This is a genomic window from Marivirga aurantiaca (assembly GCF_016679925.1).
GTDB lineage: Bacteria > Bacteroidota > Bacteroidia > Cytophagales > Cyclobacteriaceae > Marivirga > Marivirga aurantiaca.
Window position 1 is genome coordinate 72,266 of the sequence record NZ_JAEQBW010000013.1, and the last position, 24,694, is coordinate 96,959.

Annotated in this window: 26 protein-coding genes; 11 read left to right on the top strand and 15 right to left on the bottom strand. The window is 36.6% G+C overall.

Translation table 11 applies throughout. The features are described 5' to 3' along the window. Window positions 1-2: 2 nt before the first annotated feature. From JKA74_RS18445 to JKA74_RS18475, 7 genes are all read right to left on the bottom strand, one after another. Window positions 3-1,190: a DUF6089 family protein gene (locus JKA74_RS18445; RefSeq protein WP_201432717.1), complete on the bottom strand. Its 1,188-nt coding sequence runs from the start codon at window positions 1,188-1,190 to the stop codon at window positions 3-5. A gap of 60 nt (window positions 1,191-1,250) precedes the next feature. Then, entirely contained in the window at window positions 1,251-2,126 is an 876-nt protein-coding gene (locus JKA74_RS18450) for an NAD kinase (protein ID WP_201432718.1), read from the bottom strand. A 6-nt stretch (window positions 2,127-2,132) separates the two neighbouring features. Continuing rightward, window positions 2,133-2,795, bottom strand: a complete 663-nt coding sequence (locus JKA74_RS18455) for a CBS domain-containing protein (protein WP_201432719.1) — start codon at window positions 2,793-2,795, stop codon at window positions 2,133-2,135. Next, the gene (locus JKA74_RS18460; protein WP_201432720.1) at window positions 2,795-3,559 is read right to left on the bottom strand and encodes an alpha/beta fold hydrolase; all 765 of its coding nucleotides are present in this window, start codon (window positions 3,557-3,559) and stop codon (window positions 2,795-2,797) included. The genes JKA74_RS18455 and JKA74_RS18460 overlap by 1 nt, the downstream gene beginning before the upstream one ends. 113 nt (window positions 3,560-3,672) lie before the next feature. Beyond that, window positions 3,673-4,269, bottom strand: a complete 597-nt coding sequence (locus JKA74_RS18465) for an anthranilate synthase component II (RefSeq protein WP_201432721.1) — start codon at window positions 4,267-4,269, stop codon at window positions 3,673-3,675. A 7-nt stretch (window positions 4,270-4,276) separates the two neighbouring features. After that, the gene (locus JKA74_RS18470; RefSeq protein WP_201432722.1) at window positions 4,277-4,801 is read right to left on the bottom strand and encodes a CvpA family protein; all 525 of its coding nucleotides are present in this window, start codon (window positions 4,799-4,801) and stop codon (window positions 4,277-4,279) included. Then, on the bottom strand, window positions 4,798-5,250 hold the full coding sequence (locus tag JKA74_RS18475; protein ID WP_201432723.1) for a GatB/YqeY domain-containing protein: 453 nt from the start codon (window positions 5,248-5,250) through the stop codon (window positions 4,798-4,800). Before JKA74_RS18475 ends, JKA74_RS18470 begins: the two co-directional genes overlap by 4 nt. 56 nt (window positions 5,251-5,306) lie before the next feature. Between JKA74_RS18475 and JKA74_RS18480 the strand changes: the two genes are divergently transcribed. The 4 genes from JKA74_RS18480 to metK all read left to right on the top strand — a co-directional run bounded on the left by JKA74_RS18480 (window position 5,307) and on the right by metK (window position 8,939). Beyond that, window positions 5,307-6,020 carry a pyridoxine 5'-phosphate synthase gene (locus tag JKA74_RS18480; RefSeq protein ID WP_201432724.1) on the top strand — a complete coding sequence of 238 codons (714 nt, stop codon included), beginning with the start codon at window positions 5,307-5,309 and terminating at the stop codon, window positions 6,018-6,020. Window positions 6,021-6,126: 106 nt separating this feature from the next. Then, the gene (locus JKA74_RS18485; RefSeq protein WP_201432725.1) at window positions 6,127-6,888 is read left to right on the top strand and encodes an alpha/beta fold hydrolase; all 762 of its coding nucleotides are present in this window, start codon (window positions 6,127-6,129) and stop codon (window positions 6,886-6,888) included. A gap of 1 nt (window position 6,889) precedes the next feature. Then, window positions 6,890-7,603: an SAM-dependent methyltransferase gene (locus tag JKA74_RS18490; RefSeq protein WP_201432726.1), complete on the top strand. Its 714-nt coding sequence runs from the start codon at window positions 6,890-6,892 to the stop codon at window positions 7,601-7,603. An 82-nt stretch (window positions 7,604-7,685) separates the two neighbouring features. Then, entirely contained in the window at window positions 7,686-8,939 is a 1,254-nt protein-coding gene (metK, locus tag JKA74_RS18495; RefSeq protein ID WP_201432727.1) for a methionine adenosyltransferase, read from the top strand. Between the two features lie 91 nt (window positions 8,940-9,030). On the opposite strand, the gene JKA74_RS18500 is transcribed toward metK, so the two are convergent. Together JKA74_RS18500 and JKA74_RS18505 are read right to left on the bottom strand one after the other, a co-directional pair. Then, the gene (locus JKA74_RS18500; protein WP_201432728.1) at window positions 9,031-9,825 is read right to left on the bottom strand and encodes an SDR family oxidoreductase; all 795 of its coding nucleotides are present in this window, start codon (window positions 9,823-9,825) and stop codon (window positions 9,031-9,033) included. A 139-nt stretch (window positions 9,826-9,964) separates the two neighbouring features. Beyond that, window positions 9,965-10,645: a septal ring lytic transglycosylase RlpA family protein gene (locus JKA74_RS18505; protein WP_201432729.1), complete on the bottom strand. Its 681-nt coding sequence runs from the start codon at window positions 10,643-10,645 to the stop codon at window positions 9,965-9,967. 102 nt (window positions 10,646-10,747) lie between these two features. On the opposite strand from JKA74_RS18505, the gene JKA74_RS18510 reads away from it, so the two are divergent. The 7 genes from JKA74_RS18510 (at window position 10,748) to JKA74_RS18540 (ending at window position 19,038) form a co-directional block, all read left to right on the top strand. Next, window positions 10,748-12,811: a GAF domain-containing SpoIIE family protein phosphatase gene (locus JKA74_RS18510; RefSeq protein WP_201432730.1), complete on the top strand. Its 2,064-nt coding sequence runs from the start codon at window positions 10,748-10,750 to the stop codon at window positions 12,809-12,811. Window positions 12,812-12,854: 43 nt separating this feature from the next. After that, window positions 12,855-13,208 (top strand): STAS domain-containing protein, encoded by a 354-nt coding sequence (locus JKA74_RS18515; protein WP_201432731.1) that lies wholly within the window; start codon window positions 12,855-12,857, stop codon window positions 13,206-13,208. Continuing rightward, window positions 13,192-13,605, top strand: coding sequence for an ATP-binding protein (locus JKA74_RS18520; protein ID WP_201432732.1), 414 nt, complete (start codon window positions 13,192-13,194; stop codon window positions 13,603-13,605). The genes JKA74_RS18515 and JKA74_RS18520 overlap by 17 nt, the downstream gene beginning before the upstream one ends. Window positions 13,606-13,694: 89 nt before the next feature. After that, on the top strand, window positions 13,695-15,860 hold the full coding sequence (locus JKA74_RS18525) for a peptidylprolyl isomerase (protein WP_201432733.1): 2,166 nt from the start codon (window positions 13,695-13,697) through the stop codon (window positions 15,858-15,860). Beyond that, on the top strand, window positions 15,835-16,731 hold the full coding sequence (locus JKA74_RS18530; RefSeq protein WP_317193625.1) for a peptidylprolyl isomerase: 897 nt from the start codon (window positions 15,835-15,837) through the stop codon (window positions 16,729-16,731). The genes JKA74_RS18525 and JKA74_RS18530 overlap by 26 nt, the downstream gene beginning before the upstream one ends. Next, complete coding sequence (locus tag JKA74_RS18535) at window positions 16,724-18,061, top strand: peptidylprolyl isomerase (RefSeq protein ID WP_201432734.1); 1,338 nt, start codon at window positions 16,724-16,726, stop codon at window positions 18,059-18,061. The genes JKA74_RS18530 and JKA74_RS18535 overlap by 8 nt, the downstream gene beginning before the upstream one ends. A 2-nt stretch (window positions 18,062-18,063) precedes the next feature. After that, the gene (locus JKA74_RS18540; RefSeq protein WP_201432735.1) at window positions 18,064-19,038 is read left to right on the top strand and encodes an AAA family ATPase; all 975 of its coding nucleotides are present in this window, start codon (window positions 18,064-18,066) and stop codon (window positions 19,036-19,038) included. Window positions 19,039-19,051: 13 nt separating this feature from the next. On the opposite strand, the gene JKA74_RS18545 is transcribed toward JKA74_RS18540, so the two are convergent. From JKA74_RS18545 to cysC, 6 genes are all read right to left on the bottom strand, one after another. Then, a complete protein-coding gene (locus JKA74_RS18545) occupies window positions 19,052-19,516 on the bottom strand; it encodes a Rieske (2Fe-2S) protein (RefSeq protein ID WP_201432736.1) in 465 nt (154 codons plus the stop codon). Beyond that, the gene (locus JKA74_RS18550; protein ID WP_201432737.1) at window positions 19,506-20,360 is read right to left on the bottom strand and encodes a 3-hydroxyacyl-CoA dehydrogenase NAD-binding domain-containing protein; all 855 of its coding nucleotides are present in this window, start codon (window positions 20,358-20,360) and stop codon (window positions 19,506-19,508) included. The genes JKA74_RS18545 and JKA74_RS18550 overlap by 11 nt, the downstream gene beginning before the upstream one ends. Window position 20,361: 1 nt before the next feature. Next, window positions 20,362-21,387 (bottom strand): phenylalanine--tRNA ligase subunit alpha, encoded by a 1,026-nt coding sequence (gene pheS / locus JKA74_RS18555; protein WP_201432738.1) that lies wholly within the window; start codon window positions 21,385-21,387, stop codon window positions 20,362-20,364. A 230-nt stretch (window positions 21,388-21,617) separates the two neighbouring features. Beyond that, a complete protein-coding gene (cysN, locus tag JKA74_RS18560; protein WP_201432739.1) occupies window positions 21,618-22,907 on the bottom strand; it encodes a sulfate adenylyltransferase subunit CysN in 1,290 nt (429 codons plus the stop codon). Between the two features lie 118 nt (window positions 22,908-23,025). Beyond that, on the bottom strand, window positions 23,026-23,931 hold the full coding sequence (gene cysD / locus JKA74_RS18565) for a sulfate adenylyltransferase subunit CysD (protein WP_201432740.1): 906 nt from the start codon (window positions 23,929-23,931) through the stop codon (window positions 23,026-23,028). A 1-nt stretch (window position 23,932) separates the two neighbouring features. Then, entirely contained in the window at window positions 23,933-24,523 is a 591-nt protein-coding gene (gene cysC / locus JKA74_RS18570; protein WP_201432741.1) for an adenylyl-sulfate kinase, read from the bottom strand. Window positions 24,524-24,694: the final 171 nt, after the last annotated feature.

Sequence of the window (24,694 nt, forward strand, 5' to 3'; positions counted from 1 at the left end):
AATTACCTGAATTTTGCTCCTCTAACGATAGATCCTCCCAAAATGTATGTCAATTGTATATTTGTTACAATATAAATGTCATTGTCACTATTGTTTCCTCTAATGTTTCTTCTTGGATCATCATTGCCCTCACCAGCCGAATTGCCATAACCAGCTGCTCTACTCCAGCTCAGCCCAGGACTAATGTTTGAATTATAGGTAGCTACATTATCGGAATAGGTGAATTCCTGAATCAGGTTAAAATCCGTTTGGTTAAATTCGTTGGACCTATCTGACATGGCCGCTGCAATTGGGTCTTCAAATCCACCTAAATCAACGTATTCACCTCCTACATCATCCAAATAATCAGTGAAAGTGTGTCTGTAACCAATTTCCAAAGACAAATCAAAATTATTGGTCAACTTATATCTTGCGCCTATCCCTATAGGGATTACAATTTGAACCATACTATAGGGATTAGGTACATCTTTTCCATAAATTTCTTTAAAAGCCTGCTTTGTTTCACTGTCAAAAAATTGCCCTTCGGTACCTAATTTCCTTAAACTCACCCATTCGCCTGCGTTTTCCAATGGGAGATATCTGGTATTGATAAAATCTTCAGGATTATCAACCTGATAAGGATCTGTAGAAAAATATTCAGGCACTTTACCTTTAGGGTTATGATAAATTACCCCTACCCCTCCAAAAGCATAAAGGTTCAAAGGTGCTCTTGAAGAAAACCGTCCACTATGCTTGAATAAATCTATTTGGCCTGTAAATGACAATTCAAGAATATCATTTCTGAAACTTAAATTTCTTAAATACCGATTGGCATTTTCTGTTGTAAAATTATCTATACCTACAGTACCCACATCGCTTGACTGAAGCCTACCCCACATGAAGTTGCTTCTCCAATGATAACGGTCACCAAATTTCTGTTTTACAAAAATATTAAAGCCTGGTCTTGTAAATGATACATCAGTACTGGCTATTCCTGAAGTAGGTGCTATGTCTCCAAAATAATTGAGTGCATTAATCCCCCCTCCTATTCCATAATAGGAAATCTCAGGATTAAACAATCTTTTACTTCCGGAGAAAGAACCAATATTTTTACTGCTCTTCCTTCTTTTTCTTCTTTGGGCATCTGCTGATTCCGGAAAAATAATCAAGAAGGCCATAAAAAGTGTAGACAATAGTAATACTTTTCTCATATCAAAATTATGTAAGCAATTAATCAGCAAAAATAAGATAATTAATTAAATAAATGACAATCAATTTCTTAAATCCAATCCCCAATTTAATTTTTGCCTGAGTGTGTCAAAATAATTCAGGTGATTAAACGTAATAAGTTTTGCCTGGAAATCCTCTTTTCTTACCGATAATTTTACTTCAGAATCGACAGACTCCGACTTTGAGTCGAGGGATATAAGGAATTTGTTGCTACGTCCCTCAATTTTAAATGAAATTTCACTTTGATCAGAGACGATCAATGGTCTGACATTCAGGTTGTGCGCACTCACCGGGGTAAGTACAAAATTATTGGAATGAGGCAAAACTATTGGCCCTCCACAACTTAATGAGTAGCCTGTAGAGCCTGTAGGCGTGGAGACGATGAGCCCATCAGCCCAATATGAGTTGAGATATTCTCCATCCACATAAGTATGGACAGTTATCATAGAGGATGAATCTGTTTTGAGAATGGCAAATTCATTTAATGCAAATCTTGTTTGCTTAAATATATCTGCATCCGTTTCCAGCTTAATCAATGTCCGACAATCCAATTTGAAATTTCTATCAATCAGATCTTTGAGCGATTGACCGATCAAATCCCTTGGTGTGGTGGCCAAAAAGCCCAATCTACCAGTATTAATTCCTAATATAGGGGTTTCGGCTTTACCCACTAAAGATACAGTTTCCAATAAGGTTCCATCACCTCCAAGACTGATAACATAATCGACTTTAAGTGCCGGGGTTATTCTACGATATACTTCAAAGTTAAGCGGTTGTGAAAAGGCCTCATTATATTTATCTGAAAATTTTATTGAAATGACAATTTCTATGTTCTGTTTTTGAAGAAAATCGATAACCTCCTGGATATAAGGTTTTACTTCTTCATTAAACACATTTCCATGCAAGGCTATTTTCATAAGCTATTAAGTCTCTAAATATCTCATCAAGATATCCAAACGTTCTTTCTCATTTGAAATAGTACTTGTTTCCTGATATTTCGCAACCACTTTATAATCAAACCTTTCCAAAGTGGCTATAATATGAGCAAGATCAGCTTTATTTATTTTTAAGGTAAGTCTGAATTTAGAAGCATCATTTTTATCAATATTTATGCTCGATCCGAGAATCTGTGCATTGTTCGATTCCACCAATCGACTAATTTCACTCAATGAGTAATCCAGTTGATTAACTGATAATACCACTACACCACCAGGGCTTTGAATAGTGGCTGACTGGGAAAAAACGGACAAGGCATCTGATAAAATTATCACTCCTAAATATAAACCCTCCTTATCCAATACTACTACACATTCATAGTCATTGTCAGTAGCTTTTTTTACTCCTTCATAAATATGCTGAGTTTCATTTATATAGCACTTTTGTCCTTGTAAAAGAAAATCACCTACTACTTTCTCCTTGCCGTTCCCCTCTATGATCATGTCTTCGGTAAGAAAGCCAAGAAATTTCCTGTCTTTCACTACAGGAAGAACATGTAAACGTAGTTCTTCCATCCAGAGGAGGGCTTTAGCCACATCATCTGTCACCTTAAGAGGTGGGATCATATCGTTGATTAAATCTATGGTCATTAGCTCATTAATGCTTCCTTGTTTTCTAAATATTCTTCTAAAATTGTGTTAAACTCTTCTGATTTTTCCATCATAGGAGCATGTCCACATTTATCTACAAATTTTAAAGTGGTATTAGGAATAAGTTTATCAAATTCATGTGCAACCATTGGCGGGGTAATTGTATCATTCAACCCCCATACCAACAAGGTTGGCGTTTTGATTTTTGTGATTTCTTCCGCCATGTTATGTCGTTGCGCTGATTTGGCAATGGCTACAATTCTCATACACTTAGGAATACTTTTGGTAGTTTCAAATACCTCATCTACCAGTTCTTTAGTAGCCGTTTTAGGATCATAAAATGTATAGGCCACTCTTTCCTGAATGTATTCATAACTTCCTCTTTTCGGGAAAGAACCTCCCATCGTATTTTCAAATAAGCCGGAGCTACCAGTCAATACCAATCTTTTAATTTGTTCCTGATGCCGTAAAGTATAAATTAAAGCTACATGACCACCCAATGAATTACCTATTAATGTCATGTCCTTTAGTCCTTTCATTTCAACAAACCCTTCTACAAAATCTGTTAAAGCCCCCAATCCCGCTTGTTTGATAGGCATTTCATAAATTGGCAATAAAGGAATCAATACCCTGTAATTAACAGAAAACTTATTCACTACTCCCTCCCAATTGCTTAAAGCTCCGAACAATCCATGCAATAAAACCAATGGCTCTCCTTCGCCTTCATCTATAAAACTGTAATTTCCTTCTTTATGAATTTTCATTTTTAAAATAATTATTGTCAATCAGTTCTAATTAAAAATAGCAATTAAAACCGTACCAAAATTCCAATGCTTAGTATTTATAATTGTTAAATATATCAAAATAGTTCACAATCCTATAATAATACAGGAATTGCTTTATTCTCATTCGCTACTTTCTCCAACCAATTGGCCAGAATCTCTATTCCAAATTCTGTAAGAGCTGCCTCCGGGTGGTATTGTATTCCGTAGATAGTCAACTGATTATGTCTGAACACCATTAATTCATTTTCCTCTGTATAGGCCAATGGAACCAAATGAGTCTTTTCAATATTTTTCACTACTAAAGAATGGTACCTCACCACTTTCCAATGGTTGGGGAACCCTTTAAAAATCCCATCCTCAACAGATTTGTCGACAACAGAAAGCTTCCCATGCATCGGTTTAATGGCTTTTTCCACTTTGGCACCAAAATATTGTGCAATTGCCTGATGTCCCAGGCAAATACCTAAAATAGGTAAATCATGTTCAAAAAATTTAATATACTCCATCAAATATCCTGCCTGCTCAGGTGTTCCTGGTCCCGGGGACAATACTATTTTGGTGAAATCCATATCAGGCAATAATGTAGGCGAAACATCATTCCTGACAATATAACATGACTCTCCCAGTTGCTCAAAATAGTCAACCAGATTGTAAGTGAAAGAATCAAAATTATCGATCAGTAGTATCATGAAACCCTCAGAATAAAAATTTTGATTTCAAACTATCAAAAACTTCCTGGATAAAAGGCAGGTAAGCAGAAAACAAGTCTAACACAAATGGTGCAAAAGAAGCCACTGTAGGATAAATATAAGTTCCTTCGGCCATTTCAGCAGAAATACTTACATCTACGGACTCTGCCATCCATAATACCAGGCTAACACCGAAAGCCCATTTCAACAAGCCCAGTACAGCTCCAGCAAAATTATCCAATCCTCCTAAAAGGGTCATATCAAGTACTTTCTTAACTATTTTACCTATTAAATTCACTATCAATAAAATGGCTATAAAAAGCACTATAAATGATATGATAGGTAAAGCTGTGTCCCATTTTTCAAAATAAGGTTGCAACAACTCTATTCCGAAATCCAATAGCTTGAAAGCTCCCACAATAGCCAAAACAAAGGCCACTAATGAAACGATTTCCAACAGCAGGCCTTTCCTGAAGCCTAAATAGGCTCCAAAAATCAATGGAATCAAAAGTAAAATGTCAAGTGTTTTCAAGGATTTAGCAAATTTTTCACAGTTACTGAAATAGCTTTCCCGTCTGCTTTTCCAGCCAATTCCTTAGTTGCCACACCCATTACTTTTCCCATATCAGCCGGGCCGGTTGCACCTGTTCTTTTTATGATTTCTTCTACTTTGGATTTCAATTCTGCCTCACTCATTTGTTGGGGAAGATACCTTTCTATTACTGCCAACTCCACTAATTCTGCTTCAGCCAACTCTTGCCTGTTATTGGCAGCATAAGTTTCAGCTGATTCTTTTCTTTGCTTGGCAGCCCTCATTAATAATTTCATTTCAGCATCATTAGAAAGGCTTTCGTGAGAACCTTTTTCCGTTTCAGCCAGTAATATAAGAGACTTAATGGAGCGCAAAGCTGTTAATTCCTCTTTCTTTTTAGCTTTCATTGCCTCTTTAATACCTGAATCAATTTGTTCTTTTAAGCTCATAGTAAATTTTTAAAATTATTAACTTGCAGGCAAAGTTACCACATAAAACTAAAATTATGACAAGACTAAGTGTCAATATCAATAAGATAGCAACTTTACGTAACGCCAGAGGTGGTAACAATCCTAATGTGGCACATGTTGCACAAGATTGCGAAAGGTTTGGTGCTCAGGGAATTACAATCCATCCGCGTCCGGATGAAAGACATATTACCAGGCAGGATGTATATGACTTAAAACCACTAGTCAGTACGGAATTTAACATTGAAGGCTATCCTGATCAGCGTTTTATGGATTTGGTAAAAGAAATAAAACCTGAACAAGCCACTTTAGTACCTGACCCACCCAATGTGCTTACTTCCAATGCAGGCTGGGATACTATTAAACACCAGTCATTTTTAAAAGAAATTATTGCGGAACTGAAAAAAGAAGGTATCAGGACTTCTATATTTATTGGTACCGATATTGCATTAATAGAAGCCGCTGCTGATTGTGGATCTGACCGTGTTGAGTTATATACGGAACCTTATGCTGCTAATTACGCTAAAAACAAAAGTGAGGCCGTAAAACCATTTGTAAATGCGGCTGAAGTAGCCAGAAAGGCAGGATTAGGCTTGAATGCAGGTCATGATCTGAGTCTGGAAAATTTGCAATATTTAAAGGAACAAATTCCTGAACTAGACGAAGTTTCTATTGGACATGCTTTAATTTGCGATGCACTTTATTATGGTTTGGAAAATACTATTCAGTTGTATTTAAGAGATCTCCAATAGACTTAAGATTTTAAAAATAGAGTTGCTATCATTCCAAAGCGGAAACCTTGACTCTCACATAAGAGATTAAACGACTTTATTGAAAATTAATACTTAAAAAAACAGTATGAAATTACATTATCAAGAATTGGGAGAAGGCAAACCTCTCATTATTTTACACGGGCTTTTTGGGTCGTCAGATAATTGGATGACAATAGGGAAAAAACTAGCTGAAAATCATAAGGTTTATTTAGTAGATCAGCGGAACCATGGTGATTCACCCCATTCAGACACTCATAATTATGAAGTGATGGCAACTGACCTGAAAGAATTTATTCAGGAACATAAAATTGAAAACCCGCACATCATAGGGCACTCCATGGGAGGAAAAACTGCCATGCAGTTTGCGGTGACCAATCCTGATCTGTATGATAAATTAATAGTAGTTGACATAGCTCCTAAAGCTTATCCCGTACATCATGATACTATTCTGGAAGGGCTTAAAAGCATTAATCTGACAGAACTGAATTCCCGTAATGATGCAGATAAAGCATTGGCAGAATATGTACCTGAAAAAGGTGTTCGCCAGTTTTTACTGAAAAATCTTACCAGGGATGAGAATAAAAATTTTGTTTGGAAAATCAATTTGTCGGTTATAGAAAAATCAATAGAAGCCATAAGTAAAGGATTAGAGAAACATTTGTCCACAGAAAAAGATACTCTATTTATTGGAGGAAGTGAATCCCACTACATTAAAAACGAAGATCATATTGTGATTATTAATTTCTTCCCTAACGCAAAAGTGGAAATGATAGAAGGTGCAGGTCATTGGATACACGCTGAAAAGCCAGAAGAGTTTTTGGAAGTTGTAATGAATTTTTTGAGATAAGATGAGCAAAAAAGGCACACTTTACCTCATCCCTACTGTGATAGCTCCACAAACAGAAGAAAGGGTTTTGCCCCCGGAACTCAAACAGCTATGTAATCAAATAGATTACTACCTGGTGGAAAATATCAGAACAGCCAGACGCTGCTTAAGTGCCATGAAAATCAGTAAGCCAATAGAAGAGCTTGAATTTCATGAGCTAAGCAAAAAAACAAACCCAACAGAAATCGCCTCCTTAATGGCTCCATTAATGAAAGATATATCTATTGGAGTGATGTCCGAAGCAGGTTGCCCCGGCATAGCCGATCCCGGAGCCGTAGCAGTAGCATATGCACATCAAAATGGTATAAAAGTAATGCCAATGGTTGGCCCTTCTTCCATCTTTTTGGCATTAATGGCATCAGGCTTTAGCGGGCAATCCTTTACTTTCCATGGTTACCTGCCTATTAACAAAGCAGAACGGATTCAAAGTATTAAGAATTTAGAGAGCCTGGCTGGCAAATCCGGGCAAACACAAATATTCATGGAAACACCTTACAGGAATAATCATTTATTGGATGATATATTGAATACCTGCTCAAACCATTTAAAATTGTGCATTGCGCGCGATATAACGGGGCCTCAGGAAATGATAGTTACTGATCAAATTCAAAATTGGAAAAGAAACAAACCTGATTTGCACAAACAGCCTTGTATATTTTTACTCTCCAATACATGAGGTACATCATATTAATTTGAAATTGTATTTAATAAATCTAAATAGTCTGCTAAATTTGCTCCCTGAAAAAATATAAGAAAACATGCCATATTTATTTACCTCTGAATCTGTCTCGGAAGGACATCCGGACAAAATAGCAGACCAAATTTCTGATGCCTTATTAGATAACTTTCTCGCATTCGATCCTAAATCAAAGGTGGCTTGTGAGACTTTAGTGACTACCGGACTTACTGTATTAAGCGGAGAGGTAAAAAGCAGTTCTTATGTTGACGTACAACAAGTGGCACGTGAAGTAATTAACCGGATAGGTTATACCAAAGGAGCCTATATGTTTGACGGCAATTCCTGTGGTGTTATTTCCACCATTCACGAGCAATCCCAGGATATTAACCAGGGAGTGGATCGATCAAGCCCGGAAGAGCAAGGTGCCGGTGATCAGGGTATGATGTTTGGATATGCCACCAAGGAGACAGAAAATTACATGCCTTTAGCATTGGATTTATCTCACAAAATCCTAATGGAATTAGCTATTTTAAGAAGAGAAAGTGAAGAGATTTCCTACTTACGACCTGATGCCAAATCACAGGTAACTATTGAATACTCTGATGATAATATCCCACAAAGAATTGAAGCCATAGTAGTTTCCACCCAGCATGATGATTTTGATGAGGATGAAGCTATGTTGAAAAAGATTAAAAATGATATTATCAACATATTGATTCCCAGGGTAAAGGCTCAATTGAAACCTGAATTGCAAAAGCTATTCACTGATAATATTAAATACCACATTAATCCGACTGGTAAGTTTGTGATTGGCGGACCACATGGTGATGCCGGTTTAACGGGAAGGAAAATCATTGTGGATACTTACGGAGGCAAAGGAGCTCACGGTGGTGGAGCATTTTCAGGTAAAGATCCTTCTAAAGTAGATCGCTCAGCTGCCTATGCCACAAGGCATATTGCAAAAAACCTTGTTGCCGCGGGTATAGCTGATGAGATATTGGTACAAGTTTCATATGCCATTGGTGTAGTAGAGCCAATGGGAATTTATGTAAACTCTTACGGCACAGCAAAAGTGAACATGTCAGATGGAGAAATTGCCAGAAAAATTTCTGAAGTATTTGATATGAGGCCTTATGCAATTGAAACACGTTTGAAGTTACGCAACCCCATATACAGTGAATCTGCTGCTTATGGCCACATGGGCAGAACTCCACGCTTTGTCACCAAAACTTTCAGTGCCACAAATGGTGAAGAAGTAACAATGGAAGTTGAATTGTTTACATGGGAAAAATTAGATTATGTGGAAAAGGTGAAAAAGGCTTTTGGAGTATAATTCCGAACTTCATATCTAATCCAATTGCAAAAGCCATACAATCAATATTGTATGGCTTTTTGCATTTTGATTGTCAAATGAGTTTATATGATCACCTTACATTCTGTTTCAATATAATTTTGGCAAACAAATTAGGCATAAATCTCTTCAAAAGCACTCCATACTTTTCCTTCCCTCCTATTACTGTTTCCAGCTCTTCATTTTTTACAGCCTTGATGATCTTTTGAGCACACACACTTGCAGGCATGCCGTTGGCCTGGGCATTGTCCATTTCACCGGTAGGTTTTCCATCTGCACCAAGCGCATTGACAGAAACATCTGTTTTAATAAACCCGGGGCAAACTAATGTGATTTTTATATTGTCCTCATGCAACTCAGATCGCAAAGAGTCAAAAAAACCATGCAATGCATGTTTAGCTGCCGCATAGGAGGACCGCCAGGGTGATCCGAATTTACCTACCAGACTGGTAGTAACAGCTATGTGCCCGGACTTTTGTTTGACCATCTGTGGCAAAATAGCTTTCGTTAATGCAATTGTCCCAAAATAATCTATTTCCATAATTCTCCTGTCCACCTCTAAAGGAGTATCCAAAGCCATGCTTCTTTGACTGATTCCACCATTATTAAAGAGCAAATCAATCTGCCCATATTGTTCAATTACTCTGGCTACTTTAGCATCAAATTCCTTCATATTATTCAAATCCAGTGGCATGATCATTACATTCTCCGGTTGTGCACATCTTGCTTTCACCTCTTGCAGAATTTCTTCCCTACGAGCAGAAATCACTACTTTTGCTCCTAGTTTTGAAAGTTCAAAAACCAAAGCTTCTCCTATGCCTGAGCTGGCGCCTGTTACCCATGCTACTTTACCGCTGAATTTTGTCATGCTAAAAAAGTTGAAATTTATAGATGGAAAGATAAACCTTAATTACAATTAATGAAAATTATGAATGCCCATTGATGTGCGGTTTAAATTCAAAGCCATGAGACAATAACCACAAAGAAAAATAAATTATTCCCTCGTATTAGTATTTCACTACAAAGGCACCGGGAAAACGATCAGCTATTTTTTCCTTTAAGTTATCCGCCTTCTTTCTGTTTTTGTATTGCCCCAAAATAATAGCATAGGCTTTTTTATCCTGAAGATCTCTTACCTCTACCAGCACTTTAGTACTATATGATTTCTCAAGGTTTTCAGCCAGCCTAAGCATATTGTCAAAGCCTTCAAAACTACCTACCTGCACTCCCCAGCCTTTAGGATTTTCTTTCTCCACATCCACGGCAAAAAAGCTCCTGATATCCACCGGGTGGTCAACTTCCAGTACTCTATTGCTTCCAGATTTACCATCTCCTGCATCGGTTACTTCAATTTCGACTTCCGTAAGTCCCTGGGAAGTAAATTTTAATTTTTCAGCCGCCTCTCTTGATAAATCAATTACTCTACCTTCTACAAAAGGGCCTCTATCATTAATCCTTACCTCTACAAATTTCCCATTGGCTAAATTAGTTACCTTCACCATTGTGCCAAATGGTAAAAATTTGTGAGCGGCAGTCAATTTTTTATGATTGTATTTCTCCCCACTTGCTGTTGATTTTCCATCAAACTTGTCGGCATAATAAGAGGCAATACCGGTTTGCTTTTGTGCCTGGGCTGAGAAAGTCACTATTAACAAAAGAATTATTGATTGTAAAATTATTTTATTCATAGCTTTTAAAAAAAAATTAAAATTGTTGCACGAAATTAATGTCTGCCCCCTATTTTCACAAGAATTATTAATCTGTTAATTTGCCGACTGAAATTTCAAACATTGATATCAGAAAAAGGACTCATACGTTTATCACTTCTCTTCGCAATTCTATGCTGGTTGGCATTGATGGTGACAGATTTGTTTATTCTATTTGCACAAATAAATCAGGCCAATGCCGGAATAACTAAGGAAATCCCTTATTTATTTTTATCGCTGTTTATTCTTTTCTCTTTTTTCTATTTCAAGTTAAGGGTACTAAAGGCAGAGAGCGTCAATTTTATAGATCTTTTATGGCATGTTTTCTCAACGGGATTGATCGTATCCCTTATCCAGCTGGCCATTGGACTTTTCTTTTACCTACTCAGCAATAGCAAACTTTTACAGAACGATCTTGCCATTAATTTTTTCTACCACATTAACATAGCCGCTGTTATTGTTTTCCTCACATCTACATTTGTAGTGTGGAAAAGGTTAATTCTCTACCAAAAAAACAAACGCTTATTGTTTATCTGGCACTTTTTTGAATATGGACTTTTAGCCACTCTGCTATTCAATTTCTTTCAAAGCGAATTCCAGCAATGGGTTTTCACGGGGCTGTTGGGGTTGTTTTTTGTCCTTGGGCTGGTACTTTCTTTTAATCTTAAATGGATTGCTTATCTAAACTTTAAACAAAAGTGGCGTAGCATTCTACTGCTGGCACTTGTACTGCTTTACCTTTATTATTTCCTCAATAACTTGTTCAGCTTCTCCCAGGAATTCAACCTCATTCTTGACTTAATGAACAATGTATTTGTGCTCTCCTTGGCAGGATTTATATTTGTTTATGCTTTAATTTCTATTCTCGTCATCCTCTTTAATTTACCGACCTCCTCCGTATTTGAGCAAAAAATCAGCGAAGTACTCAACTTCCAAAGGTTAAGCCAATCCATTCAAAAAGGTGATAATGAAGATCAGGTTTACAATGTTTTATTGGAGAGTTCAACCAATGCGGTTTTTTCTGATAGTGCCTGGCTTGAAATATATAATGGGGATGAAAAGACTAAACTTTTTAAATCCAATATTTCAGAATCAAAAATTATGCAAACCAAAAAAAGCCTGCAGGAAAGCAGTGTTTTTTCTTATTTGGATAAACAAAAATCCAATAATTTTCAGAAGAACCTGAATCCGGCCAGGCTTACAGCAAACCTTAATGATCCTGATTATTCTTCCGTTTTAGCTATTCCATTGATAATTCAGGACAGACAAATTGGTTTATTAGTGCTTTTGAAAGATTTAGCAGATGGGTTCAATAAAGAAATGGTGGATATCATCAATTCATTTGTCAACCAGGCGTGTATATCCATTGAGAATTTTGAATTACTTTCCAAGGCTTTGGAGAATGAGCGTTATCGCGAGGAACTAAAAATTGCGATGCGGGTGCAAAAAAGTCTTTTGCCTCAAGAGCTGATTTCCGACATTCATTTTGAAATGTTTGCTTTTTATGAATCTGCTGATGAGGTCGGTGGCGACTACTACGATTATTTCAAAATAGATGAACATAAAACAGCCGTAATTATTGGCGATGTGTCGGGAAAAGGTACATCCGCTGCTTTCCATATGTCTCAAATGAAAGGAATTTTTCACAGCTTAGTTCAGTTAAGTTTAAGTCCTGAATCATTTTTAACCAAGGCTAATAATGCACTTGGTTATTGTTTGGAAAAAACCTCTTTCATTACCGCTTCCTATTATGTGATAGATAATAAGGAAAAGTCAATTGTTTTTTCAAGAGCGGGTCATTGCCCTGCATTATTCTATAGACATAACAAAAAAGAAGCAACATATTTTCAGAACAGGGGACTTGGTTTGGGGATAGTAAGAAATGATGGCTATGGGAAATATTTAGATACCAATGAAATAAACTACGAATCGGGGGATATTCTTTTCTTGTATACTGATGGAATTATTGAGGCAAAAAACAAAGATGGAGAAGAATTTGGTTATGATCGCTTAAGCAAAATAGTAACAGAAAATGGTGGTAAAAAGCCAGAAGAAATAAAGGAGTTAGTTATCCACGAATTATATAATTTCATTGATACAGAAAGCCTGGATGATGATTATACCATATTAATCATTCAATTTTCCTAAAGGGGGTCAACTTACTGAGAATTAGCACGTAATAGAGGATGAAATGATAGATATTGAGATAACAGAAGAAGATAACATAAGTATCATCTCCGTAGGGGGGGATGTAGATGCCAGCTCCAGTATCCATTTGGATGAAGCATTAAGAAAACTGGTAGAGGATTCAGCCGTTAAATATATATTAATTGACTGCACCAGGCTGGAATATATTTCATCTGCCGGTTTGGGGGTTTTCATGTCATATATCGATGATTTTAAAACGAAAAATATACGCATGGTATTATTTGGCTTAAGCAATAAGGTAATGAATGTTTTCCAAATATTAGGTCTTGATCAACTACTGTATATAGTTCCCGGGAAGAAAGAAGCGAAAGAAAAGCTACATGAAGTTCAATCTTAAAGTATATTGCGAAAAAACACGCCTTAAAGATATCCGGGATTTTATAACGGAAAAGCTGAAAGCGTACACACAAGATGAATTGGAGATCAATCAAATGGTATTGGCCGTTGATGAAGTGTGTGCCAATCTAATTATCCACTCCAATTATTGCAATGCCAATGAGGCCATTAATCTTGAGGTAGAAGTAAACGAAAAAGGAGTCATTTTTGAAATTACTGATCAAGGAAAGAAATTTAACTTTAAGGAATATAAAGAACCCTCCCTTCAGGAAGTAGTAAAGGCCAGAAAAAAAGGAGGTATTGGTTTGATGTTGGTTCAAAGGATTATGGACAAAGTAGAGTTCTCCTCTAAAGAAAAAAGAAATGTATGTACCCTCTACAAACAATTCTCTAAATAATTGGCCATCATTTTTGCATTGCTTCATCCAATAACTTTCTCATACTAATCCAATTCTTTAAATTGCCAGTTAAAATCAACAGGATATTTATGCGCTATTTCATCTTACTTCTAATTCTTCCCATATTATTTGTGTCATGCAAACCCGGACAGACTAATACTGAATCAAAGAGCGAAAAAGATCTTGAGCCATTATTTACTATTAATGAAACGAAAGTATACCCGGGTGAATTTATGTACGCTTATGAGAAAAGCAATAAAAATAAAGGAGAAACCGAAGCTCTGGAAGATTATCTCGAACTATACATTAACTTTAAATTAAAAGTTGAAGATGCCAAAAAAGCAGGACTGGATACTTTGCCCTCTTATCAAAATGAATTAAAAGGTTATCTTCAGGATATAAAGAAACCCTATTTAGCTACAGAGCAGGTTACTGAAAATTTAATTCAGGAAACTTACGAACGACTTCAGGAAGAAATTAATGCTTCACACATACTTATTATGGTTGAAGAAAATGCCAGTGCGGAGGATACACTGAAAGCCTACCAAAAAATTAACGACATCCGAAAAAAGTATCTTGCAGGAGAAAGTTTTGAAAAATTAGCACGCCAAGATTCGGAAGACCCTTCCGCTAAAAACAATAGTGGTGAGTTAGGTTGGTTTACAGCTTTCCAGATGGTCTACCCTTTTGAGTCTACGGCCTACAACACTCCAGAAGGAGAAATATCAGATATTGTCAGGACAAAGTTTGGCTACCATATCATTAAAGTTAATGCCAAGAGGGAAACGCTGGGCCGTATCAAATTGGCACATATCATGATCCGCTATCCTGAAAAGGCCAATAGTGCCGATAGTGCTGCAACCTATAAAAAAATCCAAGATATCTATGAAGAATTGATGCGAGAAGATCAAAGCTGGTTCGCATTAGCCACAGAATATTCTGAAGATTTGAACACTAAAAACCAGGGAGGAAGCCTTCCATGGTTTGGAGCAGGAAATCTACCCCCCGGTCTGGAAAAAGCTGCGTTTGATTTGACAAGGCCCAATGAAATATCAAAACCTGTAGAGAGCCCATACGGCTGGCATATACTCAAGCTGGAAGAAAAAAGAGGTGTTGGTAGTTTGGAAAGCATGGAGGAGAGCCTTACAAGAAGAATTCAAAGAGATCAACGTTCGGAATTGAAGATTTCAGAGGTACTGGAAACTTTGAAAAAAGAAAATAACTTCCGCAAAAATGAAGCTTCCTACTCTTATCTCAAAAAGAATAAAAACCTTACGGATAGCCTGCTTACAGATAAGAACAAAAATGAAGTGCTTTTCTACATAGCTGATGAAGCATATACATTAGATGATTTCTTTAAGGATAGCAAGAAAAAAGCTCCATTGGACGAAGCCATTTATCAATTCGAAAAGAAAATGCTTTTGGCCTATGAGAACCGCCATCTGCCGCAGAAATATCCTGAATATAAAATGCTGGCAACAGAATATAGAGATGGCCTTTTATTATTTGAAATAATGAGCAAAAAGGTTTGGGATAAAGTAAGTTCTGATAGTATTGGCCTAAAAAAATATTATGAGGAACATCAAGAGCAATATACTTCTGACCCTATGGTGAAAGCAGATATATTTACTTTTAGTGACACCAGCAATATAAACACATTTAAAGCCCCGGTAGAAAATCACTTATATTATATTTCTAATCCTATTGAATGGCAAAACAAAAAGGAACTAAACGCTAAAATTGATCTTTTGAAATGGTTTAGCGATACTGTGTATGTTCAACTTAAAGGGCCAAAGCAGATGGTGAAATCGGATTCGATTTTGATATTTTCTACATTAAGTTCCACATTTAAGAAGATGGAGAGCATGGATCCTATCTATTCCGATGAAAATAAAATATATTTGCATTTGCTTAGCAAAGCAAACGATGGATTATTGAAAATTTATAACAATTTAAATACTGTTCAATCAGGTGAATATGTTATAGGGGAAACCATATCAGGCATGACGGTCCCGAAAGACAGAGGTCATCATCAATCATTTAATAATGATGGACATTATCAGATAATAAATGTGAAAGAAAGCATTCCTGAAAGATTAAAAACATTTGAGGAGTCAAAACCCGAGTTAATATCAGATTACCAAACCCATTTGGAAAATGAATGGATTGAACAATTAAAGCAAGAAAATAAAGTTATTGTTAACAAGGTTTTATTACAAAAATTAAAACGTGAAGCTGAAGAACAAAATTTATAAATTATTTACTTTGTCAGGTATTATCCTGTTATTTGGGGCTTGCGAATACATTAGCCTCAAGCAATATACTTCTGATGAACCGGAAGAAAAAAAGACTCCTATAGCCAAAGTTGAGAGTTCAATTCTTTATCTGGAAGATTTAAAAGGAATTGTAGGAAAAGAAGCCTCCAGTACAGACAGTGCCAATTTAATGAACCGCTATGTTAATTCGTGGATTCAGAAACAGTTATTGATTGATGAAGCATCTGAAAAAATTAACTTTGATGTCGCTTCTATTGATAGAAAAGTGTTGGATTATAAATTTGCATTGATGGTGCATGAATACAAAAAGTATCATGTAAGCCAGAATTTGGATACTTCCATCAGTCAAACAGAAATTGAGGAATATTACGATGAAAATAAAAACAACTTTGAGCTTAAGCAGAATATCATTAGGGGTTATTTTGTAAAAATCACTAAGAATGCTCCAAAAATAAAGAAGCTTAAGACACTTGTTTCTTCTAACAAAGAAGACGATTTCAATGAATTAAAATCCTATTGTTTCCGTTATGCAGAATCTTACTTTCTGGAGGATTCTGTTTGGATAAATTTTGACGAAGTGATCAGAAATACTCCCTTTAAAAGCGTTTCCAATAAAGTACAGTTCTTGAAAACTAACAATTATGCAGAAGAGGAAGACGAAGATTTCCTTTACCTCTTAAAAATTAAAGAGTATAAAATTTCAGATCAAATATCTCCATTGGAGTTTGTAAGGAATGATATCAAGCAAATTATTTTAAATAAAAGAAAAGTGGCCATAGCCAATCAATTAGAGAAAGATGTGTTCGCCAGAGCGCAGAAGACAAATAAATATGAAATTTATAATGAGTAAAATAAAAATAGTAGTGTTATTGGCCATTCTATACTTTTGCCAATTACTTTCAGGCTTTTCCCAAAATCAAATCGCTGACCAAATTATAGCTAAGGTAGATAATTTCATTATTTTGGAATCTGATTTGGCATTGGCCCAAAAGGAATACCTTTCCAGAGGTTACGCCCAAAGTGAGGCATCACATTGCAGAGTACTGGAAGACCTGGTAGTAAACAAACTCATGCTTGCCAAGGCCGTCATAGACTCTGTAGTAGTAGGCGATCAGCAGGTAGATGCTCAATTGGAAAACCGAATGAAAATGATGGTGAATCAGATTGGCTCAGAAGAAAAAATTGAAGAGTATTATGGGAAAACCCTGGAGGAGTTTAAAGTAGAGATCAGAGATGATATTAAAGAACAAATGGTAGTAGGTGAAATGCAACGAACTATCACCCAGGATGTGACCGTTACTCCCAAAGAAGTACAGGAATTTTTCAGAAATATTCCTAAGGATAGTTTACCCTATTATTCTACCCAAGTACAGGTAGGACAAATAGTTAAGGATCCGGAGATGAGCCGTGAAGCCAAAAACAGTGTGAAAGCAAGATTAGAAGGTTTAAGGGAACGTATACAAGGTGGCGAAGATTTTGAAGATGTGGCCAGGCTATATTCCCAGGAACCCGGAGCCAAGAAAACAGGTGGTAACATAGGTTTTTTCCAGAGAGGCGAATTAGCTCCTGAATACGAAGCAACAGCCTTGCGTCTTAAACCGGGGGAGATTTCAAAACCAGTGGAAACTGATTTTGGATTTCACTTAATTCAACTAATTGAAAGAAGAGGTAATGAATTTAATACCAGGCATATTTTAATTATGCCAAAATTCACGAAAAAAGATATTGACAGAGCAACTAATTTTCTTGATAGCTTGCGAACAAACATCTTAGGTGATAGCATTAGTTTTGAAAAAGCTGCCAAAGAGTATTCAGATGATATGAACACATCATCAAGTGGGGGTTATTTTCTTGATCCTGAATCAGGCAGTACAAAAATCTCAGTAGAGGAACTTGACCCAAATGTGTTCTTTACAATAGACACAATGAAATTGGGCAGTATCACAAAACCATTAGTTTTTAATAAAAAAGATGGTTCTGAAGCGGTTAGAATACTATTCTATAAAGACAGGATAAGGCCTCATCAAGCTGATATTAGGCTTGACTATCAAAGAATTCAAAAAGCAGCTCTCAACAAAAAAAGGAGTGAAGTTTTAGCTAAATGGTTTACAGAGTCACAATCAGAGGTTTTTGTTACTATTGATGAAGCTTACAAAAGCTGCAATATTCTTAATAAATAAGTATGGATAAATTCGAGAATGAAGTTGAAGCTGCAAATGCTTTACATAAAAAGTACGGGGAATTAAAAACAGAAATTAATAAGATAATTGTAGGACAGGACGAAGTGGTAAAATTGGTGATTAGCTCACTCTTCTGCCATGGGCATAGTCTCTTAATTGGTGTGCCCGGACTTGCCAAAACATTATTGATTAAGACCGTTGCTTCTGCCATGAGCCTGAATTTTAATAGAATCCAGTTTACTCCGGATTTAATGCCCTCAGACATTCTGGGTGCGGAAACGCTTGATAAGGACAGGGACTTTAAATTTATTAAAGGAGCCATTTTCAACAATATCATTCTTGCTGATGAGATTAACAGAACGCCACCTAAAACGCAAGCTGCATTATTGGAGGCCATGCAAGAAAAGAATATAACTATTGCAGGAGTAGCTTATGAACTCCCTAATCCATTTTTTGTGTTGGCTACTCAAAACCCAATTGAGCAGGAAGGAACCTATCCCCTACCCGAAGCACAATTGGATAGATTTATGTTTAACATTGCGTTAGACTATCCTTCTTATGAAGATGAGATTAGTATTGTAAAGGCCGCCTCAAAGCAAGCCTCCCAAATAATTAATCCAGTATTAACCGCAGAGGAAATATTAGCTTTCCAGGAATTGGTAGATCAAGTACCCGTTCCGGACAATGTGGTTGAATATGCTGTGAAATTAGTTCATAGTACGCGCCCTAACACTTCAATGGCCACAGAGCTTACCAATACCTATATAGAATGGGGAGCAGGGCCTCGCGCCTCTCAGTTTCTTATAAAGGGAGCTAAATGCCATGCATTATTAAATGGAAAGTATTCACCGGACATTGAAGATGTACAAGCTATAGCTATTCCTATTTTGCGTCACAGACTGGTGAGAAACTTTAAGGCAGATGCAGAAGGTGTATCTATTGAGGAAATCATTACTGAATTGAGCAAAGTCAAATAGATTAAGAATACTATCAAATTATAGTATCATCAATAATAAGGGTGTTCCCTGATAATTGGGTCCTGTATTGTCTAAGTCTTTTGGGTGAGGGGCCACTGGTAGGAAAGCCTTGATCATTGTAAAATGACGTTTCCTCATCACATCCACATTCCAAATAAGACCCGCTTGTCCCTAGATTTACGTGGGAAATTAATGAGCAATCTAATTCAGGTTTGTAAGGACAAGTTCTTTCAAAGGCAGCATAATCATTATCGCCCCGCTTTACTACCACTATTCCTCTCAGTCCAACATCATTTAAATATAAATGATTATCAAATTGCAAGCTTTGGTTACTCACAAGGGTGAGGTTTAAATACTCTTCAAAAGGAGCAGGTAAAGGCAACTCATCAATTAAAGCATCTGCATTTTCATCCTTGCAGGAAGAAAACAAGGCAAATGCTGACAGCAATACCAGTGTTATATATTTCTTAATATTCATAAAATCCTTTTCCGCTTTTTCTACCGTTGTGTCCCGCATCTACTTTTTGTTGCTGTATTCTACTGGGTCTGAATTTTGGATCATAGTGAAACGATTCAAACATAGATTTTGTCACTGAGAAATTGGTATCTACACCAATCAAATCCATTAACGTAAAAGGCCCCATTTTAAATCCAGAGCTTTCAACTAATTTATCAATTTGTTTAAAATCGGCCACTCCCTCTTCTGCAATTTTAAGGCTTTCTACATAAAAATGCCTTGCTACCCTGTTAACGATAAAGCCAGGAGAATCTTTTGCCATTACAGCCCTCTTCCCCATTTTAACAGCTAATTCTTTTACAGTAAGTGCTGTTTGAATATCTGTAGCCACTCCACTAATGATTTCCACCAACTTCATAATATGAGCCGGATTAAAAAAGTGCATGCCTACTAACCTTTCAGGGTGCTTTAACCCTGCTCCAATTTGTGTAATGGGAATGGAAGAAGTATTGGTTGCGAAAATAGTATCAATGTTATTAAATTCTTCAAGCTTAGAAAACAAATCAATTTTTACCGACAACTTTTCCACTACAGCTTCTATAATTACATCAGCCTTCAATTTCTCCAGGTCAGTAATTAAAGTAACCCGGTCAAGACAATCCTCTTTTTGCTTTTCGGATACTTTTCTTTTTTCAATACCTTTTTCAAGATTCTTGGAAATGATGACTTTTGCTTTCTCCAAAGAATCCGTATTGATATCAAAAATAAAAGTTTTATAACCAGCCATTGCAGACATTTGAGCAATTCCGGCTCCCATGGTGCCGGCTCCAACAACCGCAATAGTATTTATCTCCTCTATCTTCATATTAGCTCATATTTTTAAACTGATTCAAAAATCGGACATCATTTTCAGAATATAAACGCAGGTCATTTACCTGAAATTTTAGCATAGCAATGCGCTCAATTCCCATTCCGAATGCAAATCCGGTATATTCTTCTGAATCTATCCCACAATTCTCCAACACATTCGGATCAATCATTCCTGAACCCAATATCTCCACCCAACCGGAATACTTGCAAATATTGCATCCTTTTCCTTTACAGATGTTACATGAGATATCCATTTCGGCACTAGGCTCGGTAAATGGAAAGTATGAGGGTCTGAAACGCACTTTGGTATCTTGTCCGAAAAGCTCTTTGGCGAAATAATACAATGTCTGTTTCAAATCTACCAGCCCTACATTCTTGTCGACAAAAAAGCCTTCTACCTGATGAAAGAAACAATGTGCACGGGCAGATATCGCCTCATTTCTGTACACTCTTCCAGGCGCCAGGGTTCTGAATGGCGGTTTCTGGTTTTCCATGATACGAATCTGCACTGAAGAAGTGTGTGTTCTTAAGGCAATATCAGGATTGCTTTCTATAAAAAAAGTGTCTTGCATTTCCCTGGCAGGATGGTTTTCTGGAAAATTTAAAGCGGTGAAATTATGAAAGTCATCTTCAATTTCCGGTCCGTCAGCTACATTAAAACCAATCTTCTGGAAAATCTCGACAATTCGATTATGAATAATGGTAAGCGGGTGAACTGTTCCCAAATTTACCATTGGAGGCAAAGTTAAATCTATAGGTGCCTTAGAACCTGTATTTTCTTTAGAATCTTCCAATCCATCAATTAAAGACCTGAATTTATCTTCTGCCAACTGCTTCACCTCATTGACAGCTTGCCCATAAGCCTTCCTCTCTTCAGGAGCTACATTTTTCATTTCATTGAAAAGTTCACCTAATACACTTTTACGACTAATGAATTTTATACGGTAAGCTTCGAGTTCCTCCTGTGTACTTGCTGTAGACTGATTGATCTCATTACGCAGTTGCTGTATTTTATCTGCCATTTATATTAAAGTCAATAATGTTATTCTGTAAATAACAAAGTTAAAGTATTTAGTGGGATTTGTAAATGATGTGTGTGACTTGATTTAATTTTAAACCTTTATACAAGAATAACCTTACTTAATTAACAGATGGTTTCAAAAAATAAAAAAGTCTGCCATTAGCAGACTTTAAGGTTATTTGAAGAATAATATCGAACCTATTTATCACTTATAATAAGTATTAATTTGTATTAAATAATCATTCCTGCACCTACAGTTTCGTGAGTAAATTCATCAATAATAATCAAAGATCCTGTATTTCTGTTCTTCCGATACGGATCATATAATAGTGGGCGTGCGGTTTTAATGGTGATTCTCCCAATGTCATTAGCTGAAATATTACTATCCTTATCATCCTTTTCTAAGGTATTTACATTCACTTTGTACTTTACCTCCTTAATGATACATTTGGTTTGATTGGTGGTATGCTTTACCAAATACTTCCCCCCTAATTTTAAAGGAGTAATATTCAACCAGCAGACCATTAAATCAATATCCTGTCCCATTGTAGGTTGGTTATTAGGTTTAGCCAGCATATCACCTCTGCTGATATCTATTTCATCTTCCAAAGTAACAGTAACCGACATAGGAGGAAAAGCTTCATCCAACTCTCCATTCATGGTGGAAATAGATTTTATTTTGGAAGTAAAGCCTGAAGGCAATACAGTTACTTCTTCGCCTTTCCGGAAAATACCTCCACCAATTAAGCCAGCATACCCACGAAAATCATGGTATTTATCAGATTGCGGCCTGATTACCCATTGTACCGGCAACCTGCTATCAATTAAATTCCTATCGGATGCTACCTGAACATTCTCCAATGTCCACAAAAGTGAAGGCCCTTTATACCAATCCATATTTTTAGACTGATCAACCACATTATCCCCATTTAAGGCTGATATAGGAATGAATCTGATATCAGGTATCTCCAGTTTGGCATCAAAGCTTAAAAAATCCTTTTGAATCTGATCAAAAACTTCTTCCGAATAATCCACCAAGTCCATTTTGTTGATACAAACAATGATATGTTTGATCTGTAACAATGAAGCTATAAAAGAATGTCGCTTTGTTTGCTCAATCACACCTTTTCTCGCATCTATTAAAATGATGGCAAGGTTTGCATTAGAGGCACCTGTCACCATATTCCTGGTATACTGAATATGACCCGGGGTGTCTGCAATAATAAATTTTCTTTTTGGGGTGGCAAAATAACGATAGGCTACATCAATCGTAATTCCCTGCTCCCTTTCTGCTTTCAAACCATCTGTTAAAAGTGCCAGGTTCACATGCTCATCTCCACGATTACGGCTTGATTCTTCCATGGCATCCATCTGATCCTGGAAGATAGATTTTGTATCATACATTAACCTGCCTATCAAAGTACTCTTTCCATCATCTACGCTACCCGCTGTGGAAAAGCGCAATAAATCCATGTCAAGATAGCCAGCAGTTGTACTTTTGTTTTCTTTTACTTCTTCCATTTATATAATAATTAGAATCCGGATCGTTGAATTCGGATTGTTAAAATATTAGTTGTTTGTTCCGGTTCCGGTTTGTGAAGACACAAACCGAGGCGACATGCGACCCTTTCAACAGGTCTTAAAAATAACCTTGTTTTTTCCTGTCTTCCATGGCTGCTTCAGATCTTTTGTCATCTGCCCGGTTTCCCCGTTCCGTCTGCCTGGCAGCGGCTACCTCCTCAATGATTTTGTCTAAATTATCGGCATCAGAATTAACCGCACCTGTGATGGTCATACAACCTAATGTCCTGTAACGAATCACCTGCTTTTCATACTTCTCTCCTTCCAATAATGTATTGTAAGGGGATTCCGCTATCAGCACACCATTTCTATTAACTACATTTCTTTCATGAGAAAAATAAATGCTCGGTAAGTCAATTTTCTCTTTCTTAATGTACTGCCACACATCCATTTCAGTCCAGTTACTAATAGGGAAAATTCTGAAAGATTCTCCCGGAGCCTTTAACCCATTATATAAGTTCCAGAGCTCTGGCCTTTGATTTTTTGGATCCCACTGACCGAAATCATCACGGTGAGAGAAAAATCTTTCCTTAGCCCTAGCTTTTTCTTCATCTCTTCTACCACCACCAAAAGCTGCATCATATTGGCCTTCTTCCAGCTTCTCCAGTAAAGTGATGGATTGTAAAGTATTTCTACTTGGATTTACTCCTTTTTCTTCCCTGGCTGTTCCTTTGTTAATAGAATCCTGCACTAAACCTACATCTAGCTTTACTCCATATTTTTTAGCCAGGTTATCCCTAAATTCAATGGCTTCCGGGAAGTTATGGCCTGTGTCAATGTGCAACAATGGAAATGGAATTTTAGCCGGCCAAAAAGCTTTTTGTGCCAAATGAACCATTGTAATTGAATCCTTTCCTCCGGAAAATAAGATGACCGGTTTCTCAAATTGTGCGGCCACTTCTCTAAAGATATAGATAGCTTCTGATTCAAGTTGGTCCAGATGTGATAAATTATAAGATCCCATATTAATATTTAATTCTTTCTAATATTTGATGTACTAATTGTTGATGACTGCTTTTCAGTTCCTGATTGGCAGTATCAATTATAATTTCAGCTTGCTTAGGCTCCTCAAATGGAGCATTTACTCCTGTAAAATCCTTTATTTCTCCTCTTCTGGCCTTAGCATACAATCCTTTGACATCCCGTGCTTCGCATACCGCCAAAGGACAATCAATAAAAACTTCTACATAGGCTGGCCCAATAATTTCCCGAGCCATTTTTCTTACTTCCTCAGTTGGACTGATAAAAGAACAAATGGTCACTACTCCTGCATTCATAAATAACCTGGCAGTTTCAGCAGCTCTTCTAATATTCTCCTTTCTATCCTCAGGACTAAAAGTTAAATTATTGTTTATTCCTGTCCTAAGATTATCGCCATCCAATAGTTGGGTCAAATGTCCCATTTCGTGCAAAGTATTTTCCAACGCCCTTGCCAAAGTACTTTTACCAGAACCGGACAAGCCCACCATCCATATAACAATAGCTTTCTGTTGGAGTAGCTTTTCTTTGTCTTCTTTACTTAAAATAGAATCGAAAATAGGGTATATATTTTTCAATGTTTTTTATTTCCTACAAAGTTAATAGACTATTGCTATTAATATCAAATATTCTCGTGTAATTTTACCATTCACGATATAAGTATTGATTCAATACTTTTTAATTCAGCGTTTTAAGAGGGTGTCTTTATTAACGCTATTCAATTAAGTACGTTATTCAATTTTTCAATT

Bases quoted from the DNA above. Each gene is read 5' to 3' on its own strand.
- JKA74_RS18445 (WP_201432717.1), bottom strand. From the start codon at position 1,190: ATGAGAAAAGTATTACTATTGTCTACACTTTTTATGGCCTTCTTGATT.
- JKA74_RS18450 (WP_201432718.1), bottom strand. From the start codon at position 2,126: ATGAAAATAGCCTTGCATGGAAATGTGTTTAATGAAGAAGTAAAACCT.
- JKA74_RS18455 (WP_201432719.1), bottom strand. From the start codon at position 2,795: ATGACCATAGATTTAATCAACGATATGATCCCACCTCTTAAGGTGACA.
- JKA74_RS18460 (WP_201432720.1), bottom strand. From the start codon at position 3,559: ATGAAAATTCATAAAGAAGGAAATTACAGTTTTATAGATGAAGGCGAA.
- JKA74_RS18465 (WP_201432721.1), bottom strand. From the start codon at position 4,269: ATGATACTACTGATCGATAATTTTGATTCTTTCACTTACAATCTGGTT.
- JKA74_RS18475 (WP_201432723.1), bottom strand. From the start codon at position 5,250: ATGAGCTTAAAAGAACAAATTGATTCAGGTATTAAAGAGGCAATGAAA.
- JKA74_RS18480 (WP_201432724.1), top strand. From the start codon at position 5,307: ATGACAAGACTAAGTGTCAATATCAATAAGATAGCAACTTTACGTAAC.
- JKA74_RS18485 (WP_201432725.1), top strand. From the start codon at position 6,127: ATGAAATTACATTATCAAGAATTGGGAGAAGGCAAACCTCTCATTATT.
- JKA74_RS18490 (WP_201432726.1), top strand. From the start codon at position 6,890: ATGAGCAAAAAAGGCACACTTTACCTCATCCCTACTGTGATAGCTCCA.
- metK (WP_201432727.1), top strand. From the start codon at position 7,686: ATGCCATATTTATTTACCTCTGAATCTGTCTCGGAAGGACATCCGGAC.
- JKA74_RS18500 (WP_201432728.1), bottom strand. From the start codon at position 9,825: ATGACAAAATTCAGCGGTAAAGTAGCATGGGTAACAGGCGCCAGCTCA.
- JKA74_RS18505 (WP_201432729.1), bottom strand. From the start codon at position 10,645: ATGAATAAAATAATTTTACAATCAATAATTCTTTTGTTAATAGTGACT.
- JKA74_RS18515 (WP_201432731.1), top strand. From the start codon at position 12,855: ATGATAGATATTGAGATAACAGAAGAAGATAACATAAGTATCATCTCC.
- JKA74_RS18520 (WP_201432732.1), top strand. From the start codon at position 13,192: ATGAAGTTCAATCTTAAAGTATATTGCGAAAAAACACGCCTTAAAGAT.
- JKA74_RS18525 (WP_201432733.1), top strand. From the start codon at position 13,695: ATGCGCTATTTCATCTTACTTCTAATTCTTCCCATATTATTTGTGTCA.
- JKA74_RS18535 (WP_201432734.1), top strand. From the start codon at position 16,724: ATGAGTAAAATAAAAATAGTAGTGTTATTGGCCATTCTATACTTTTGC.
- JKA74_RS18540 (WP_201432735.1), top strand. From the start codon at position 18,064: ATGGATAAATTCGAGAATGAAGTTGAAGCTGCAAATGCTTTACATAAA.
- JKA74_RS18545 (WP_201432736.1), bottom strand. From the start codon at position 19,516: ATGAATATTAAGAAATATATAACACTGGTATTGCTGTCAGCATTTGCC.
- JKA74_RS18550 (WP_201432737.1), bottom strand. From the start codon at position 20,360: ATGAAGATAGAGGAGATAAATACTATTGCGGTTGTTGGAGCCGGCACC.
- pheS (WP_201432738.1), bottom strand. From the start codon at position 21,387: ATGGCAGATAAAATACAGCAACTGCGTAATGAGATCAATCAGTCTACA.
- cysN (WP_201432739.1), bottom strand. From the start codon at position 22,907: ATGGAAGAAGTAAAAGAAAACAAAAGTACAACTGCTGGCTATCTTGAC.
- cysD (WP_201432740.1), bottom strand. From the start codon at position 23,931: ATGGGATCTTATAATTTATCACATCTGGACCAACTTGAATCAGAAGCT.